19 protein-coding genes are annotated in these 14885 nt (G+C 54.6%); 2 read left to right on the top strand and 17 right to left on the bottom strand.

Annotated features, from left to right (window positions below):
- Positions 1-61 precede the first annotated feature (61 nt).
- The 10 genes from AAAV44_RS05090 to AAAV44_RS05045 form a co-directional block, all read right to left on the bottom strand.
- A complete protein-coding gene (locus AAAV44_RS05090; RefSeq protein WP_055285379.1) occupies positions 62-700 on the bottom strand; it encodes an amino acid ABC transporter permease in 639 nt (212 codons plus the stop codon).
- Positions 701-703: 3 nt separating this feature from the next.
- Positions 704-1450, bottom strand: coding sequence for an amino acid ABC transporter permease (locus AAAV44_RS05085; RefSeq protein WP_035136546.1), 747 nt, complete (start codon positions 1448-1450; stop codon positions 704-706).
- A gap of 25 nt (positions 1451-1475) precedes the next feature.
- Entirely contained in the window at positions 1476-2351 is an 876-nt protein-coding gene (locus AAAV44_RS05080; RefSeq protein ID WP_349114855.1) for a transporter substrate-binding domain-containing protein, read from the bottom strand.
- 8 nt (positions 2352-2359) lie between these two features.
- Entirely contained in the window at positions 2360-3091 is a 732-nt protein-coding gene (locus tag AAAV44_RS05075; RefSeq protein ID WP_349114854.1) for an amino acid ABC transporter ATP-binding protein, read from the bottom strand.
- 247 nt (positions 3092-3338) lie between these two features.
- Complete coding sequence (locus AAAV44_RS05070) at positions 3339-3782, bottom strand: GatB/YqeY domain-containing protein (RefSeq protein ID WP_349114853.1); 444 nt, start codon at positions 3780-3782, stop codon at positions 3339-3341.
- 54 nt (positions 3783-3836) lie between these two features.
- A complete protein-coding gene (locus tag AAAV44_RS05065; protein WP_349114852.1) occupies positions 3837-5060 on the bottom strand; it encodes a peptidylprolyl isomerase in 1224 nt (407 codons plus the stop codon).
- A gap of 224 nt (positions 5061-5284) precedes the next feature.
- Positions 5285-5752 (bottom strand): PTS sugar transporter subunit IIA, encoded by a 468-nt coding sequence (locus AAAV44_RS05060; RefSeq protein WP_349114851.1) that lies wholly within the window; start codon positions 5750-5752, stop codon positions 5285-5287.
- Positions 5753-5817: 65 nt separating this feature from the next.
- Positions 5818-6285 carry a PIN domain-containing protein gene (locus tag AAAV44_RS05055; protein WP_349114849.1) on the bottom strand — a complete coding sequence of 156 codons (468 nt, stop codon included), beginning with the start codon at positions 6283-6285 and terminating at the stop codon, positions 5818-5820.
- Positions 6282-6626 (bottom strand): type II toxin-antitoxin system RelB/DinJ family antitoxin, encoded by a 345-nt coding sequence (locus tag AAAV44_RS05050; RefSeq protein WP_349114848.1) that lies wholly within the window; start codon positions 6624-6626, stop codon positions 6282-6284. The genes AAAV44_RS05055 and AAAV44_RS05050 overlap by 4 nt, the downstream gene beginning before the upstream one ends.
- A gap of 266 nt (positions 6627-6892) precedes the next feature.
- Positions 6893-8359, bottom strand: a complete 1467-nt coding sequence (locus AAAV44_RS05045) for an ATP-binding protein (protein WP_349114847.1) — start codon at positions 8357-8359, stop codon at positions 6893-6895.
- 70 nt (positions 8360-8429) lie between these two features.
- Between AAAV44_RS05045 and AAAV44_RS05040 the strand changes: the two genes are divergently transcribed.
- On the top strand, positions 8430-8756 hold the full coding sequence (locus AAAV44_RS05040; RefSeq protein ID WP_349114846.1) for a hypothetical protein: 327 nt from the start codon (positions 8430-8432) through the stop codon (positions 8754-8756).
- Between the two features lie 82 nt (positions 8757-8838).
- Positions 8839-9405: a Crp/Fnr family transcriptional regulator gene (locus tag AAAV44_RS05035; protein ID WP_349114845.1), complete on the top strand. Its 567-nt coding sequence runs from the start codon at positions 8839-8841 to the stop codon at positions 9403-9405.
- 10 nt (positions 9406-9415) lie between these two features.
- Here AAAV44_RS05035 and AAAV44_RS05030 read toward each other — a convergent pair whose 3' ends face one another.
- The 7 genes from AAAV44_RS05030 to purM form a co-directional block, all read right to left on the bottom strand.
- Complete coding sequence (locus tag AAAV44_RS05030) at positions 9416-9934, bottom strand: zinc ribbon domain-containing protein (protein WP_349114843.1); 519 nt, start codon at positions 9932-9934, stop codon at positions 9416-9418.
- A gap of 196 nt (positions 9935-10130) precedes the next feature.
- Complete coding sequence (locus tag AAAV44_RS05025; RefSeq protein WP_349114841.1) at positions 10131-10787, bottom strand: hypothetical protein; 657 nt, start codon at positions 10785-10787, stop codon at positions 10131-10133.
- 417 nt (positions 10788-11204) lie between these two features.
- Positions 11205-11531 carry a hypothetical protein gene (locus tag AAAV44_RS05020; RefSeq protein WP_349114840.1) on the bottom strand — a complete coding sequence of 109 codons (327 nt, stop codon included), beginning with the start codon at positions 11529-11531 and terminating at the stop codon, positions 11205-11207.
- A 13-nt stretch (positions 11532-11544) separates the two neighbouring features.
- Positions 11545-11880: a zinc-ribbon domain-containing protein gene (locus AAAV44_RS05015; protein ID WP_349114839.1), complete on the bottom strand. Its 336-nt coding sequence runs from the start codon at positions 11878-11880 to the stop codon at positions 11545-11547.
- Positions 11881-12263: 383 nt separating this feature from the next.
- Entirely contained in the window at positions 12264-12650 is a 387-nt protein-coding gene (locus AAAV44_RS05010) for a hypothetical protein (RefSeq protein ID WP_117803467.1), read from the bottom strand.
- A 288-nt stretch (positions 12651-12938) separates the two neighbouring features.
- Positions 12939-13637 (bottom strand): phosphoribosylglycinamide formyltransferase, encoded by a 699-nt coding sequence (gene purN, locus AAAV44_RS05005; protein ID WP_349114838.1) that lies wholly within the window; start codon positions 13635-13637, stop codon positions 12939-12941.
- Positions 13627-14730, bottom strand: a complete 1104-nt coding sequence (gene purM / locus AAAV44_RS05000; RefSeq protein ID WP_349114836.1) for a phosphoribosylformylglycinamidine cyclo-ligase — start codon at positions 14728-14730, stop codon at positions 13627-13629. Before purM ends, purN begins: the two co-directional genes overlap by 11 nt.
- Positions 14731-14885: the final 155 nt, after the last annotated feature.

Here is a 14885-nt window from a genome sequence, read left to right as displayed (position 1 = left end):
GCATACTAAATGTACGCAAGCGACGATTGAGGGGCAAGGTGCCGTGCTTGGGGAAGCAGGACTACGCTGCCACGATACGACGTTGATACGCTCGGACCAGCAGCGAGATACCAAAGTTGAGCACAAAGTACATCGCAAACACCAGGCCGTAGAGCATAAGCACCTGCGACAGGTCGATCGCGTGGGCCATCACGACGTTTGCCGTGTACATGAGCTCGGCCACGTTAATGCCTGAAAGATACGAGCTGTCCTTGATGACGGTCGTGCACTGGCTAAACAGCGCCGGAATGATTGTCTTAAACGTCTGCGGCAGAATGATGTAGCGCATGGTGGCAAAGAAGCCAAAGCCCTGGCTCTGCGCTGCCTCAAACTGGCCGCGCGGAATCGAGTTGAGGCCGCCGCGCACAATCTCGGCCATAACAGCGCTGGTAAACAGCGTAAAGGCGATGGTCGAAATCACAATGTCCAAACCCTGCACCGTAAAGTAGATAAACAGGATCCACAGCAGGTTCGGCGTGCAACGGAACAGCTCGATATAGGCGCTCACCAAAATACGGAACGGGCGGGGCGCATAGCTTTTAACGAGCGCCAGCACCGTGCCAAAGATGAGCGAGAAAAAGATCGACAGCGCCGAGATCTCGATTGTCTTAACAAAGCCGCCCCAAATGTAGAGCAGGTTGGTCGCGTTGAAGATTTCCATGCGCTAGGCCTCCTCTACGTTGTCGAGCCCCAGCTCGGCCAGGCTCACGCCGCGCGGACGCTCCTTGGAGCGGCGCTCGAGCCACTGCACCAGCATGGCGAGCGGAAAGCAGATGATGAAGTACATAAGGCAGCAGACGATGTATCCCTGCAGGTAACCGTACAGACTCACAAAATTGTCGGAACGGTACATAAGGTCGCCGCCAGCCACAAGCGCCAGCACCGACGTGTTCTTGACCAGGTTGAGCGCCTGGTTACACAGCGGCGGCAAAATGATCTTGAACGTCTGGGGCAGCACGATGTACCAGTACGCCTGCGCACGGGTGAAGCCCTGGCTCTGGGCCGCCTCCATCTGACCGCGCGGAACCGCCTCGATACCAGTGCGGATGACCTCCGAAATATAGGCCGCGTGATACAGGCCCACACCCAAGAAGCCCAGCACGAACGGCGCGATGCGCACCGGCTGGTCGGCACCGGTTATGGCCTGCAAAAACTGCGGACCAGCCATGTACATAAAGAGCACCTGCACGGGCAACGGGGTGTTCTGGTAAAACTCCACGTACACGCGGCTTATGGCGCGCAGTACGCGCGAGCGAGTGGTAGAGAACACGCCCAGCAGCGTGCCCAGCACCAGCGACAGCAGCAGACCGGCAACGACCACCTGCAGCGTCACCCCAAAGCCCTCCCAGAAGGGCCCCATGTTTTGAAATGTCGTCGACCAACGGTCGGCGTCAAATAATCCTTCGAGCATTTGATTCCTTCCTTGGACGATACGCCTATACAAGACCCCAGGTCTTGACCTCTTGGTCGAGCCAACCGTCGGCCAGGCGATCGCAAATCACCTGATCGACCACGGCCGAAAGGTCGCAACCCTTCTTGGTCGCCACGCCGTAGCCCTGCTCGCCAAACTTGACCTCGGGCTGCAGCAGCTCAACGGTCTCGTTCATGTAACCGGCCAGCGTGGAGCGGTCCATGGCAAAGACGTCGATATTGCCGGCGTCGAGCGAACTCTTGATGATGGGATAGCCGCTAAAGGCCCTAAACTCGGGCTTGCAGCTAAAGCCGTTGTCCTTGATCATCTGCTCGATCAGGCCCTGCGTGGTGGCACCCTGGCTCACGCCAATAACCTTGCCGTCCAGGTCCTCAATCGAGGTAAAGCCCGAACGCTTCTTGACCATGAGTCCCACGTAGTCGGTGCGGTACGGCGTCGAAAAATCCCAGCTCTTCTTGCGCTCGTCGGTGATGGTGTAGGTCGCCGCGACCACGTCGAGCTGGCCGTTATCGATCAGTGGGCCGCGCGTCTTGGGCGTTACGTCGGTAAACTCGACAAGCTCCTGGGCGCGGGCCTCCTTGTAGCTCACGCCGAAGACGGCAGCGGCGATCTGGTAGCACAAATCGACTTCCATGCCCTCAAAGCGGCCCTTGGCGGTGTCGTAATAGCCGTAGCCGGGAACATCCTTCTTAACGCCGGCATTCAGATGGCCACGCGACTTAATGGCCGCAAGCTTGGACCCCTTGTCGGAGCCCTCGCCACTGGTGGAGTTGCCGCAACCGGTAAGCGCGGTCCCCGTCAGCGCAAGCATGCCGGCGCCAGCCAGCTGCAAAAAGCGGCGGCGCGTCACGGTCGCCCTCGTCATATCCGTCATGTCCATCACCGCGCCTAGTGCAGAATCTTGGACAGGAACTCGCGGCAGCGCGGGTTCTCGGGGTTATCGAAGAAGTGCTCGGGCGTGCCCTCCTCCAGAATGCGGCCGTCCTCCATAAAGATGACGCGGTCGGCCACCTGGCGCGCAAAGCCCATCTCGTGCGTCACGCAGATCATGGTGATGTCCTCCTGCGCGAGCTCAATCATAACGTCCAGAACCTCCTGGACCATCTCGGGGTCGAGCGCCGAGGTCGGCTCGTCAAACAGGATGATGGGCTGCTTGGTGCACAGGGCGCGGGCGATGGCGATGCGCTGCTGCTGACCGCCCGAGAGATTCTGCGGATACTCGCCGGCCTTATGCGCCATGCCGACGCGCTTGAGCGCGGCGATGGCGATCTCGGTCGCCTCCTCCTTGCTCTTCTTTTGCAGCTTGGTGGGCGCGAGCGTCAGGTTGCCCAGCACCGTCATGTTGGGATACAGGTTGAACTGCTGAAACACCATGGAGCTATACTTGCGAGCCATCTCCAGGTGATTCTTCTTGGTGAGCGGCGTACCGTCGATGACGACCTCGCCCGACGTGGGCTCCTCCAGATAATCGACGCAACGGATGAGCGTCGACTTACCCGAACCGGAAGGCCCGATCATTACGAGCTTCTCGCCGCGCTTGACGGTGAGGTTGATATCTTTGAGCACATGCAGGTCGCCAAAGTACTTGTTGAGATGCTTGATCTCGATCATGTCCGCCATGAATGTCCCTTCCCTGCGTTTACACGAGTTGAACTATTGTACGGAAAGAACCGCATTTCCGCAGCCCACACTACATTCCCGTAAAGAACCCGCAACCTTCCACCCACTCATTGGGGACAGACTTAAATGAGTACCCACCCATTGGGCACTCATTTAAGCCTGTCCCCAATGAGTACCCAGCCCAGCAAAAAGGGGCGCGACCGCAATGGTCACGCCCCCTCAACATCAACTATGTACCGCTCGGCCCCTACGCAAGCTTTGCGCCGACGATCTTTGCTGCTGCCGGCTTATCGAAGTTACCGCCAGTAGCCTTACCCAGAGCGCCCATGACCTGGCCCATCTGCTTCTTGGACGTGACGCCCAGCTCGGCGATAACCTGCTCGATCAGGGCCTCGAGCTCCTCGCCCGAGACCTGCGCGGGCAGCAGGCTCTCCAGAATCTTGACCTGCTCGGTCAGGTTGTCGGTACGCTCCTGGTCGGTACCGGCCTTAATGGACATCTCCAGCGTCTCGCTCGTCTGCTTAATCAGACGCTTGATCATGCTGTTGACGTCTTCCTCGGTCACATCACGACGCTCGTTGACCTCGATGTTCTTCACTTCGGCCTTAACCTGGCGAATGATAGACAGGCGAACCTTGTCCTTAGCCTTCATGGCCGCGATCATTTCCTTCTGCAGCTCTTCGTTGGTCATCTGCAAATCCTCCTCAATAGCGTGGGCGGCACTCGCACGGGCACCGCCCCATGATTACTCAGTCGTCGACGAATTGTCGGTCGAACTCTTGGTGACGCCCTTCAGGCTGACGTTGTAGGGCACGTCCTTGGGCATGGGGTTAACGGTGATGTCGGCATCCTTCTTGTACTGCTCCAGCCACTCGCTGTACGCGGTGCTTGCCGCCTGCGTCTTCACCACGTTGGAGACGTACTTCTTGATGTCCTTGGGCACCTGCTTAATGTCATCGACCTGATTATCGACATGGAGGTAGTCGGTGCACTTGATGATGTGATAGCCATAGGTCGACTCGACGACGTCGCTCACATCGCCCTTGTTGAGCCCCTCGAGCGCCGCCTGGTAGCTGTCGACGAAGGTGGTGAGCTTGTCCCAGCCCACATCGCCCTTCTTCTCCTTGGAGCCGGTGTCGTCAGAGTACTGCTTCACGGCGTCCTCAAAGCTCAGCTCGCCGGAGTTAATCTTGTCCAGGCACTCCTGCGCCTTGGCCTTGGCGGCGGCCTTGTCCTCGTCGGAAGCGTCAGAATCGACCTTGATCAGAATATTCGACGAGCGACGGGCGTCATTGTAGTTGGACAGGTTCTCGTTGATGTAATCGACAATCTCGCTGTCCTTGGGCTTGCTGGTGGGTGCCACGGCATCCTTGAGCTTTTGCTGCGCCAGGCTCTCCTTGAGCGAGTCCTTGTAGGTGTCCTCGGTGTAGCCATAGGTCTTAAGCGTCTTCTTAAAGGCTTTGGCGCCGCCGGCACTCTTGCAGGCGTCCTTCCAAGCCTTCTCGACCTCCTCGTCCGGGACGGTCACGCCGTTTTCCTTCTGCGCCTGCTGAAGCAGGATCTGCTGCGCGTAGGAGTCGATGAGCTGCTTGCGGTACTTCTTGGGTGTGAGGTCGTTGTCGACCAGGTACTGTGCCCAGTCCTTGTCCTTGGTGTAGCCGTAGGACGTGCGCATGCTCATAATCTGCTTGGTCACGGTGTCCTCGGTGAGGTTGGTGCCGTTGATGGTGGCAGCCACACCGCCGGTGAGCTTATAGCCCGAGCCGGCGCTTTCGGTCTGTGACATCAGGCCGGAGCACGCCATGGCCGAGACGGAAAGCAGCATCGCCAGCACGCCGATGACCACCAGGACAATCTTGACGGTCTTGGACACATAGGTCTTGCGCTGCTTCTTGCGAGAGCTGGAGGCGGCGCGGGACCGTTGCTCGGACGTCGGCGCGACCTCGGGGTTCTTTTTCTTATTTGCCATGTTTGGCCTTTCGCATCACGAATCGAACAAACGCCATTGTGTCACAACGCAGCCCCCGCGGCACACCTGGTGCATGGGGGACAGGCTAATCTGCACCATTTTGGTGCAAAGGGGACATACCTGGCAGCTGACAGTTAAGGACGTTCCTTTTCTACCGGCAGTTTGGGCCAGCCCCCAAGTGCCGACACATAAGGAACGTCCCCAGGTGCCGGCTTAGCTCCACCTTAGAAGTGGCGGCGGATGGCGTCGACCATGCCTTGGGGTGTGGTCTGGCCGAGTACGTCAGCTGCGGCGTCGGCATCCATAAAGATATTCATGAGCGCTTGCAGGGCCTCGACCTGGCCGCCCGGCTCGGCAATACCCAGGTTAATGATGATCTGTGCCGGCACAGGAGCGCCCATGCCCGCCATAGCATTGAATGTCACGGGCGTAGCAGGCTTTACCACCGCGATATAGGGCTTAGCCACAAATCCGGGATCAGTATGCGGGATGGCAATATTGGCCGCCGGCATAGCGAGGCCCGTGGGATAGTTGTCCTCGCGCGTACGGACGGCATCGAGCCAACCGGACGCAATGTAGCCACGCGGGGCGAGCTCGCTCTCGAGCTGCGCAAACACCTCGCCCGGCGTCGCACACTCCCAATCAAAAAACACCAGCTCAGGCGAGAATAGCATCTCGGCGTTATCCGCCATACTGTCCTCCAAAGTTGCATGAGGTTCACAATGCCCCATATGATAGCGAAACGAGACAGACAAGGTTAGCTGAGAATCCCGATCATCTCGAGTGCGCGGGCAGGCGTCAGGCAAACTTCAGGCATCGCCTCCAGCATGCGCCGGTCGCTCGTAACCACGTAGTCAACATCTACCGTCTCGCCCGAAGCGATGATGAGGTTGTCTTCAAGATCCGGCATGCGTTTGCCAAGCATGCGCGCCATCTCGCACTCTGCCAACGAAAGCGGAGAGGCGGTTGCCACCTGCATCATGTGCTCAATGCAGGCCCATGACGCCGAGGTAAACGACACGTTAATCCCATTCGCATTCCGCCGGGCTAGTCGCCGGGGCAAAATATAGAACACATCCTTTGCCGTCGTTGGGGCATACAGAAGGTCAATCGTTCCTACCTCGGCCAGTTCAACCAATCTTTTCGCTTCATCGAACGCCCCCTCTTGCAGGTAATAATCGAGCCAAACGTTCGTATCCACCAAGAGATGCTTTGCCTCAATCATCGGCAATTCGCCTCAATGTCGGCAATCATCGCGTCATACATATCATCTCGTACGGCATCCCAGTCTTCCGCAGATGATCCAGCTGGCGCAAAATCCGAGGCACTGAGCCCCAACGAAGAAAAAGCTAGGCCACACCCCTGCTCGGCCAGACTCTCCGCACGGGGCGCCTCGCACTTATCCGTCACCATGAATCCCGGCAACGTTTGATGCTCGACGAGATAGGCCCAAAGCGCACGAATGGCATCGCTCGGCCCCAATCCATTGCGAGCCAGGACCGCATCGCCACCAGCTTTGAGCATAGGATCGATTCGCGTATTGAGCTGCACCGTCGCTGTACCCATAGCGGCTCCTCTCTACTTGCTAGCAGTATAGCAAACATAAAAGGCCACGCAAAAGGGCCCCGCCCACACACGGACGAGGCCCTATCGGATTTCTTGGGATGGAAATGACACCCGTCACGTTATTCAGAGTCCAAAATCAAAGAGGCTATAAAAGCTGAGAGGGCTCATGTGATTCCATAAGCCCCCTCAGCTTTTTCGATAGTTAAGTCACAACAGCGCTTCGTCATTAACAAACACAAGCTGCCTCATTTTCCCGCTTCTGCCCTTTAGGCCCAATACGGAATATACCTTCGATATTTGGCGCCCGCATCCTCGTCCTCTTCCTTTATCAACGCCTCTTCCAGGCACTCTCTGATTAGACGAGACATCGCCACCGTGTTTTTCTTTTCATCGGAAAGTCCAAAACGCTCTCGCAGTGACTGATTGCTCATCGACTCGCCTTGGGCGTACAAAAGACAAGCATGCCAGTACACAGCATTTTTTCGTTCGCTTTTTTTCATTCGAGTATATGGGCAATCGCAATAGAGCGTCACGAGCGTTCCCAGCCCGCCCTCACTCTTGATAACCGGTGAAGGCATGCCGGCTTTTTCGAGCGAATCTACGATTAAATCCCAGCCCGTACCGCCTTCTTCGCAAAGATCCATTTGGCGCATGAGGGACGCCATCATCGAATTGCGCGTTTTCGGCTGCGCGTTGAGCACGCGTTCTGCCGGAATAAGCGTTGTCCCGGGATTAGAAAACTCGATACGATTGTCGTAAATCGCAACAAGAGGCCCCGCCGTGTTGTCAGCGATGTCTTGATGGATCACGGCATTTGATAGCAGTTCGCGAATCGCCCTTTGTGGGTAGGCCGTCTGGATGCGTCGAAATGCGCCATCCAACGTCTCAACAGCCGGAATCATCGACATGATCAGTTGCTCAGCCTGCGGAAGCGCTAAAGCGTAACCCTTATCGATTTCAGTATCACCAATAATGTCAAAGCTGCCTTTTCCCGCATATCGCACAATTCGCAGCATGCGTTTTCTGAGCTCCGGATAGCGAGAGAGCCTCTTTCCCACCAGAAGCACCCCCAAGCGCGTCATGCTATAACGGCCGTTGTCTTGGCGATGAATCAGCTCTTGCTCACAGAGAGCAAGAATTACTCCGTCCAGATCGACGGGTCTCCTCAATCTGCACAGCTCAAAATATGCATCAATATCCAGAATCTCGGCGACCTCTTGAGGCGTCAGATCGCTCTCAACTACAGCGAGCTCCGCGTTCCCCGCCTGCAAGCGACGCCACAGCTCCGTCTCTCGCGCACTACCAGGAAGCAGTTCTGCCGTCGAAGATCCCTCTCGGATGTAGGCGGTCTTATCAAAATAGACCGGCTGAGCGTTCGCGGCGTGCACTTTCAGCACCACAAAGTGCTTTGTCTCATGGTCAATAACCGCAAACTCGTAATTCGCATTGTTTGAGAGCGCAAGCTTGAGCCACATCAAAAGCTCTTGGTTTCCCTTGCCCTTTGCGTGATATGGGTTGAACTGGGTACCCACAAGCTCATGAGCATCGTCGCTCACGCCCCAGATCTTATAGGCATATGCACGGCCGCAGTAAGCGGCAGCGTTGGCAAGCGCAGAGATGTCACGCCCCGTTCTAACGGGGTCGCTATTACTCTCTTTAAACTCAAGCCACTCGGTTTCATCAGGATAGCCGATAAGTGAATAAATCAGCTCCATGCCATCTGCTTCACCCATTGAGCCTGCCTCCTTGCGCTCATTTTGATAACAAAATGATAAATAGACGACAAATAGAATTGTGCACAATTTGAAGCTGAAGGCCAAGTTATTCTGGTCATTTTCCCAGATAATCTCAATGCTGGAAGCTTTGTTCTCTGCAAAAGAGTCGACTGCCGTAATTGACAGGCAAGAAGATATGGCCCCGGTGTCAAAAGGAACTCAAGCAGCAGGGAATGTAATTAAACCAGCAACTATCGCCAAGCAAATGGGGGTTGTCCTTATCCAGCATCATGTCCTTCGAACAAATCGAGCGGCAGCGGCACAGCAACGAAAAACACAGCTGGCAAACAGTGGCGCAGCGGCACTCCATTTTTATGTATTTCTGAAATTTCCGAAAAAGCCAGAATCTCATTAGCATTTGATAATGCCTCCCCCCGATGGCGTATCTTATTCTTGGTTAGCATTTGTTAACGATATGTGCCCGTTGGAGCGATTCCGTGTCCCTAGATCCGAATTTTTTCTGTCAGTACGCCCCGTGCGACAACCAAAACCTATTAGCCGAGCTAGTGGCAATGGCTTCAATCCAGCAATTTCAAAAAAGAGAAATTATCCTTGAAATGGGTACCCAACAAAAATGGTTTTACCTTTTAAAACAGGGGGTAGCCTGTTCGTATTCTCTACAAAGCGATGGTTCGGAAATCACTGACTGCATAATGGCGGAGCCGGGCATGCCTGTAATGCTTAGCCCCGAGTTTGACATTCCATCCCCGACTTATATTGAAGCTTTAACAGACTGCACGCTCGTTCTTCTCAAGATAAGCGATGTTCAAAATAAAGCCCAATATAATCCAGGACTTGCAACTCTCATTAACCGATATCTATCAAGGGCTTGGCACGATCATTATAAAACCGAATCCGCACTTAGGCTGTTGCCGGCTCGTGACCGCTACAAATGGTTTCTCGAGGAGTATCGGGGGGTTATCGACAGGGTCCCCCATTCGCGCATCTCATCATTTTTGGGCATGTCACCAATTACGCTTTCACGCGTAAGGGCAAACATATAGCAACGAGAAACTATTTCCTTTTACGTTTAATCTCAACGGTTATTGCTGAGCCGCATTCAGGACAAAAGTTGATCCCTCTACTGTATGCAATCCTACACTTCTTGCAATAACGCCATATGTCGCCCATATCAATAGGACTAGCGCAATTTGTACAGAATTGAGCATCTATCTCATTTTTTGTACCGCAGCATTGGCATTCGATCTCATCGCAACAATTGGGACGTTTTTTCATTGGAGGGACCGGACAAGGATGACGTCTAGGCACCAAATCTTCAATTTGGGCATAGCAGAGGCGCTGGCTCTCTTTGATGTTTATCAGCATGCCGATTCGATGCTCAATACTCGACCGTATTTCATCTTCGCCCTCGCTTTTAACGATATCGTCGCATAACGCATCCACTAGAACCTGATAGTCATCTTCAAGTCTTCGCGCTTCTTCTTCAAGATCATAGATCAACTCAATGCGCGGCGTGGATCGTTCACCCGCATCAAGATGGAATGGCTCATGGTCAACTGGCAGCAGTGGCATATTATCCTCCTCTTAGCTTGCTGGCTAACTATCGCAATCAATCACTAACCAGCCATTATCGCCGAAAGGCGATGGCGTTCTGGTCCCCCACATGCAGCACCTCGGCAGACATAACAAGTCTCTGCGCCACAGCGACATCATCTGCCTTGTGTCGCGTATTAAGGTCTTTCATTTCATCCGCGTAATCTCGACACAGCTACTTGCGGCCTCCGTTACGAATTTCCCAGTATTTAATGTCGTCCAACGTTTCTTGGATCCGATCCATCTTGGCATCACGCAATAAATTATCAATCTCGTCACTGCAATCAGATCTTGTGCTTCTGCTCGATATTGACTGCGTCGTTCCTGAATCGGAGAACAGCTCGCTAAAGAACTCGCCCGGAGCTGCAACGATCGCCAAGAATCCCATTGACCAGAACAAGACACAAATCAGCCTTACAAACCAGCCATATCCGTTTTCAAAGGCAAATTGACCGCCAAAAATAACCGCTCCGCAAAATGACGCAATGGGCATAAGCAGGTCTCCAATGAAATGCCCTGGACCGAACATAACGTAGCAAATATAAACTGAATAAGAGGGATTGACGAAAACCATAATCGAGACTGCGCTCATAGCCGCCAACACCAATAGGGGACTCTTCCAGCACAGCGAACAAGTCAATACCACAAGCCCAAGATATACAAGCACTATCCAAAATGCGATGGTTGAGGTTTTGGGAGATTCCGCCCATCCGCCCCAAAAGCCCGACACAGCATACTGCGCCGCCGCCCCATTGGATGAAACGACCGAAGCAATGTATACAACCATTGCTCCAAATATAAAAATTGCTATTAAATCGATTGCTTTTCTCATTTTACCCCTATCCGCAAATATCGCTTTTTTCTAGCGTCCTATAGTCTTTTGGCCGCTATTGGCTACTTTGTTTAGATTTCGGCCTCCAGCAGACATGAAAAAAGCCATACCCTAACGGCGCTCACGACAAAGACCGCTTGCCCACATCAAGTCAAAATGAATCACGGCCAACCGAAGACAGTGACATACCCATATCCTTCGCTTGGCCTCTAGCATCGATCACTTGTCACTTAACCTAAGTCTTTCCAGAAGCCAATGGCGACCGGATAACGTTGGCTTGAAGCTCGCTGACAAGATTAACGAAATCACCGGGTGTCCAAATTAAATCGGGCACCCGGCTACCAGTATCCTTATATTTTTACGGCCCAGCCATGCATTTCAGTCATCAATAAACACCGTATCGCTATCTAATGCAGCCTAGACTATGCTCCTAATTGCACCCTCCGCTTGGGACAGGAGCCCTTTCATCTTTTTCTTTTGCATCCACCCGTTAACGCCCGTCAAATCGGATTCACCCAAGAGAGCATCGCCCATCCATCCCTCAAGCACAATTTCCCTTTCGCCAAAAGCAATCGTAAAATTGCGCTGCAGCATCAGTACGCCGTCGCCCTTCGACCAACAAGGTTCACCCTTAATTAGTTTCTGTTGAAAACCGGCGCCTTCAATGATGTTCTTCCAGATCTCTAAGACTCTTGGCGTATCAATTTGACCATGCGCGCAAATCGTTACTGTTGTCCTCGGCATCTCAAGCCCCTTCTTATTGACCCAACTCTTGACCACAGTTCGGACAGTGCTTTGCATCTCCTATGATTCGAGTTTGGCAATAAGGACATACTTTGCCTTTGTTCCGTGTCGAATCAATATCAACAACATTCTTGGATGTATAGCGCACGCTTATAAATAGAAGCGCGCCAACAATCAGTAAAACAAATCCGATTCCAATAATTGCCAAAACCGAAAGCTCCATGCTGGTAAGAGGAGCTTTAAATGTATAACGATGAGATAGCATCGCTTTTGTTATAAGCCCGTAGACCAGCGCAAAAAGCCCCAAGCCAAGTGACAGCAATGCAACGGTTTCTTTTTTTGGTTTCATTAGATCCACCCTCCAGTCAGGCAACCAACCCGTCAAATCTCGCAATCGACATGACTCCCACCGTTCAAATTTCTAGAAAACATGGTGGCTTTAATGCCATAGCCCTCGTTTGGGCTCGAAATCAAACACGAAATTATTTAGGCAAACTTTATTATCCACACTGGAAACAAACAGGCATTAGCATTTGATAACGCCCCTGCGGCATCTGAGCAACAACCGCACTAGCAGCAAACGGCTCAATCTGAGCAAAAAGAGGATGCGGACTGGTGAACAATTTATACTTTAATGTGTGCCGGGCTCGTGACAATGATGTTTGTCACGAGCCCGGCATGGTATTCATCTATGGCATTCCCCATCTTCACACGGTCGGCGTGTCTTAGCTCTCATTCTCTCGTGTACGTTTCGTTGTTGATAACAAGCTCATCCCCATTGAGAAAATAGAGCCTATCATCCGCCTCTTCAGCTTCCTCTTTGCTGCTGGCTTTCTTCCAATGTTGAGAGCTGATATTTCCTTGACTGCTACTTAGAACCAATGTCTCGTCTTCTTGAATCGTATAGCGATCGCAGCTTTCCAGCCACGCACCGTTATAGGTAAAAGGAACCGAACAATCACCATTCTCATCAAATTGGAGAATTTCGTCTCCGTCGTCGTTTGCCCAAGTTCCAACAATCGACTTCTCACCACATCCAACTAGACCAATCAGCGGGACAGAAGCCGCGGCAACGGCCATTTTAATTGCTGTTCGTCTCGAAAATAATTGTGCACCCATCTTTGCTCCCAACAGACAGCACCCGTACAAAAGATAATTTGATTATCCCCATAAGATTATTTAGCGCATTATCATTTGATTATGGTCCGACGTATCCCGAGCATAAAGAAAAGCAAATGGCTCTATTAGGCTAAATCAATCTCTTGCCGGATCGCGTCTCTTGGCGAAGCAATTGGACTATGAACATCAAGCTGTGGCAATCGTTTGCCTCAAACAACGTAGATCGCAATGCATAAAAATGGCGGTTAAGCGTACCTCCGACGCTTAACCGCCAACACAAACCAACGACTAGCGCGTCGGGTCAACTGCCACCTTGCCGCTCTCCAGCACGTGGACGCGACCGTCGGCGAGCATTTGCACGACCTCGGGATACAGCACATGCTCGATCGCGTGGATGTGCTCCTCGAGCGTGTCGACGTCCCAGCCCTCCTCAACAGCCAGCGCACGCTGGGCGATGATGGGGCCGTTGTCGTAGATCTCGTTGGCAAAGTGCACGGTCACGCCGGTCACCTTGACGCCGCGAGCAAACGCATCGTCAATCGCATGGGCACCGGTAAAGCTCGGCAGCAGCGCCGGATGCAGGTTGACCACGCGATTGGGGAACGCCGCCAGCAGCGGCGTGTGCACCATGCGCATGTAACCGGCCATCACCACGTACTCGCAGCCGCGTTCGAGCAGCTCATGCGCGATGATCTCGTCGGCCGCGATGGGGTCGGCATAGACATCCTTGGACAGCGTGAGTGTCTGGATACCCGCACGCTCGGCGCGCTGCAAGCCCTTGGCCGAAGGACGGCTCGACACCACAAGCTCAATCGAGGCGTTGAGCTTGCCAGCGGCGATCAGGTCAATCAGCGCCTGCAGATTGGTGCCGGAACCGCTGATAAGCACGCCGATCTTAAGCGGCTCGGCCGTATCGGTGCCGGTCGGACGGGTGTAGGGCACAAAGCCCAGGCCCTCGGCATCAGCCATCTGCTCGTTAGCGCTCATCGGAGTACACGACCTTACCGGAGCCCTCGACGCACTCGCCCACGCGGAACGGCTTCTCGCCTAGCGCGACCAGAGCCTCGGTCACGGCAGCCTCGTCCTCGGGGGCGACGATCAGGCACAGGCCGACACCCATGTTGAAGGTCTTGCATGCCTCGCTGGGCGCGAGCTCGGCCTGACGCGACACGTAGGTGATGACGGGCGGAACATCCCAGCCCATCTCGGCGCCGTTGCGGGTGACCACGGCGTCGACGTCGTCGGCGAGCGCGCGGTTGAGGTTCTCGGTAATACCGCCGCCGGTGATGTGGGCAATGGCATGAACGTTGGCGCCACCGTGGAGCAGCTCAAGAATCGGCTTCACATAAATGCGCGTGGGAGCCAGCAGAGCGTCGGCCAGCGAAGCACCGCCGAGCTCCTCGAGCGGACGGCTCAGCTCCTCGGCCTTAGCGGCAGCCTCGGGCGTGCCCGGCTTGATACCGTCGACACCGATGACCTTGCGAACGAGTGAGTAGCCGTTGGAGTGCACGCCGGTGGAAGGCAGGCCCAGGATCACATCGCCGGGGCGAACGTTCGCGGGGTCGAGCATCTTGGGACGATCGACAACGCCCACGGTAAAGCCGGCGAGGTCGTAATCGGCGGGGGCCATGACACCCGGGTGCTCGGCCATCTCGCCGCCCACGAGCGCGCAGCCCGCGAGCTTGCAGCCGTCGGCCACGCCCTTGATGATCTTTGCCATGTGCTCGGCCTCAATGTGACCGATGGCAACGTAATCCAGGAAGAACAGCGGCTCGGCGCCCGAAGCCAAAATGTCATTGACGCACATGGCGACCAGATCCTGGCCCACCGTCTCGTGACGGTCCATGATCTGGGCGAGCACGAGCTTGGTGCCCACACCGTCGGTGCCGCTGATCAGGATCGGGTCTTCCATATCCTTAAGCGCGGCGGCCGAGAACAGGCCACCAAAGCCACCGATGCCGCCGATAACCTCGGGGCGGTTGGTATCCTTGACCATCTGCTTAATAGCGTCGACGGCGCGGCCGCCCTCGGCGGTATCGACGCCGGCGTCCTCGTACGTCACATGCTTGCTGTCGCCCATCTGAGCCTTCCTCTCCCACTACCGTGGCGCCGCGCGGGCGCCAAACGGTGCTCATAGTTGCGTTCATTTCGGCGCGCGTCATAACAACACACGCCGTCATATCAACAAAACAGCAGGTAAAACCTACCAAAATAAACCTGTCCCTACATGGCAGG

It is taken from the genome of Collinsella sp. CLA-AP-H1 (assembly GCF_040092945.1).
GTDB lineage: Bacteria > Actinomycetota > Coriobacteriia > Coriobacteriales > Coriobacteriaceae > Collinsella.
The sequence above is the reverse complement of the archived record's forward strand: the minus strand, read 5'-3'. Positions and strand labels throughout refer to the sequence as shown.

Excerpts from the sequence above, each read along its gene's own strand:
- AAAV44_RS05090 (WP_055285379.1), bottom strand. The coding sequence starts at position 700 with ATGGAAATCTTCAACGCGACCAACCTGCTCTACATTTGGGGCGGCTTT.
- AAAV44_RS05085 (WP_035136546.1), bottom strand. The coding sequence starts at position 1,450 with ATGCTCGAAGGATTATTTGACGCCGACCGTTGGTCGACGACATTTCAA.
- AAAV44_RS05080 (WP_349114855.1), bottom strand. The coding sequence starts at position 2,351 with ATGGACATGACGGATATGACGAGGGCGACCGTGACGCGCCGCCGCTTT.
- AAAV44_RS05075 (WP_349114854.1), bottom strand. The coding sequence starts at position 3,091 with ATGGCGGACATGATCGAGATCAAGCATCTCAACAAGTACTTTGGCGAC.
- AAAV44_RS05070 (WP_349114853.1), bottom strand. The coding sequence starts at position 3,782 with ATGACCAACGAAGAGCTGCAGAAGGAAATGATCGCGGCCATGAAGGCT.
- AAAV44_RS05065 (WP_349114852.1), bottom strand. The coding sequence starts at position 5,060 with ATGGCAAATAAGAAAAAGAACCCCGAGGTCGCGCCGACGTCCGAGCAA.
- AAAV44_RS05060 (WP_349114851.1), bottom strand. The coding sequence starts at position 5,752 with ATGGCGGATAACGCCGAGATGCTATTCTCGCCTGAGCTGGTGTTTTTT.
- AAAV44_RS05055 (WP_349114849.1), bottom strand. The coding sequence starts at position 6,285 with ATGATTGAGGCAAAGCATCTCTTGGTGGATACGAACGTTTGGCTCGAT.
- AAAV44_RS05050 (WP_349114848.1), bottom strand. The coding sequence starts at position 6,626 with ATGGGTACAGCGACGGTGCAGCTCAATACGCGAATCGATCCTATGCTC.
- AAAV44_RS05045 (WP_349114847.1), bottom strand. The coding sequence starts at position 8,359 with ATGGGTGAAGCAGATGGCATGGAGCTGATTTATTCACTTATCGGCTAT.
- AAAV44_RS05030 (WP_349114843.1), bottom strand. The coding sequence starts at position 9,934 with ATGCCACTGCTGCCAGTTGACCATGAGCCATTCCATCTTGATGCGGGT.
- AAAV44_RS05025 (WP_349114841.1), bottom strand. The coding sequence starts at position 10,787 with ATGAGAAAAGCAATCGATTTAATAGCAATTTTTATATTTGGAGCAATG.
- AAAV44_RS05020 (WP_349114840.1), bottom strand. The coding sequence starts at position 11,531 with ATGCCGAGGACAACAGTAACGATTTGCGCGCATGGTCAAATTGATACG.
- AAAV44_RS05015 (WP_349114839.1), bottom strand. The coding sequence starts at position 11,880 with ATGAAACCAAAAAAAGAAACCGTTGCATTGCTGTCACTTGGCTTGGGG.
- AAAV44_RS05010 (WP_117803467.1), bottom strand. The coding sequence starts at position 12,650 with ATGGGTGCACAATTATTTTCGAGACGAACAGCAATTAAAATGGCCGTT.
- purN (WP_349114838.1), bottom strand. The coding sequence starts at position 13,637 with ATGAGCGCTAACGAGCAGATGGCTGATGCCGAGGGCCTGGGCTTTGTG.
- purM (WP_349114836.1), bottom strand. The coding sequence starts at position 14,730 with ATGGGCGACAGCAAGCATGTGACGTACGAGGACGCCGGCGTCGATACC.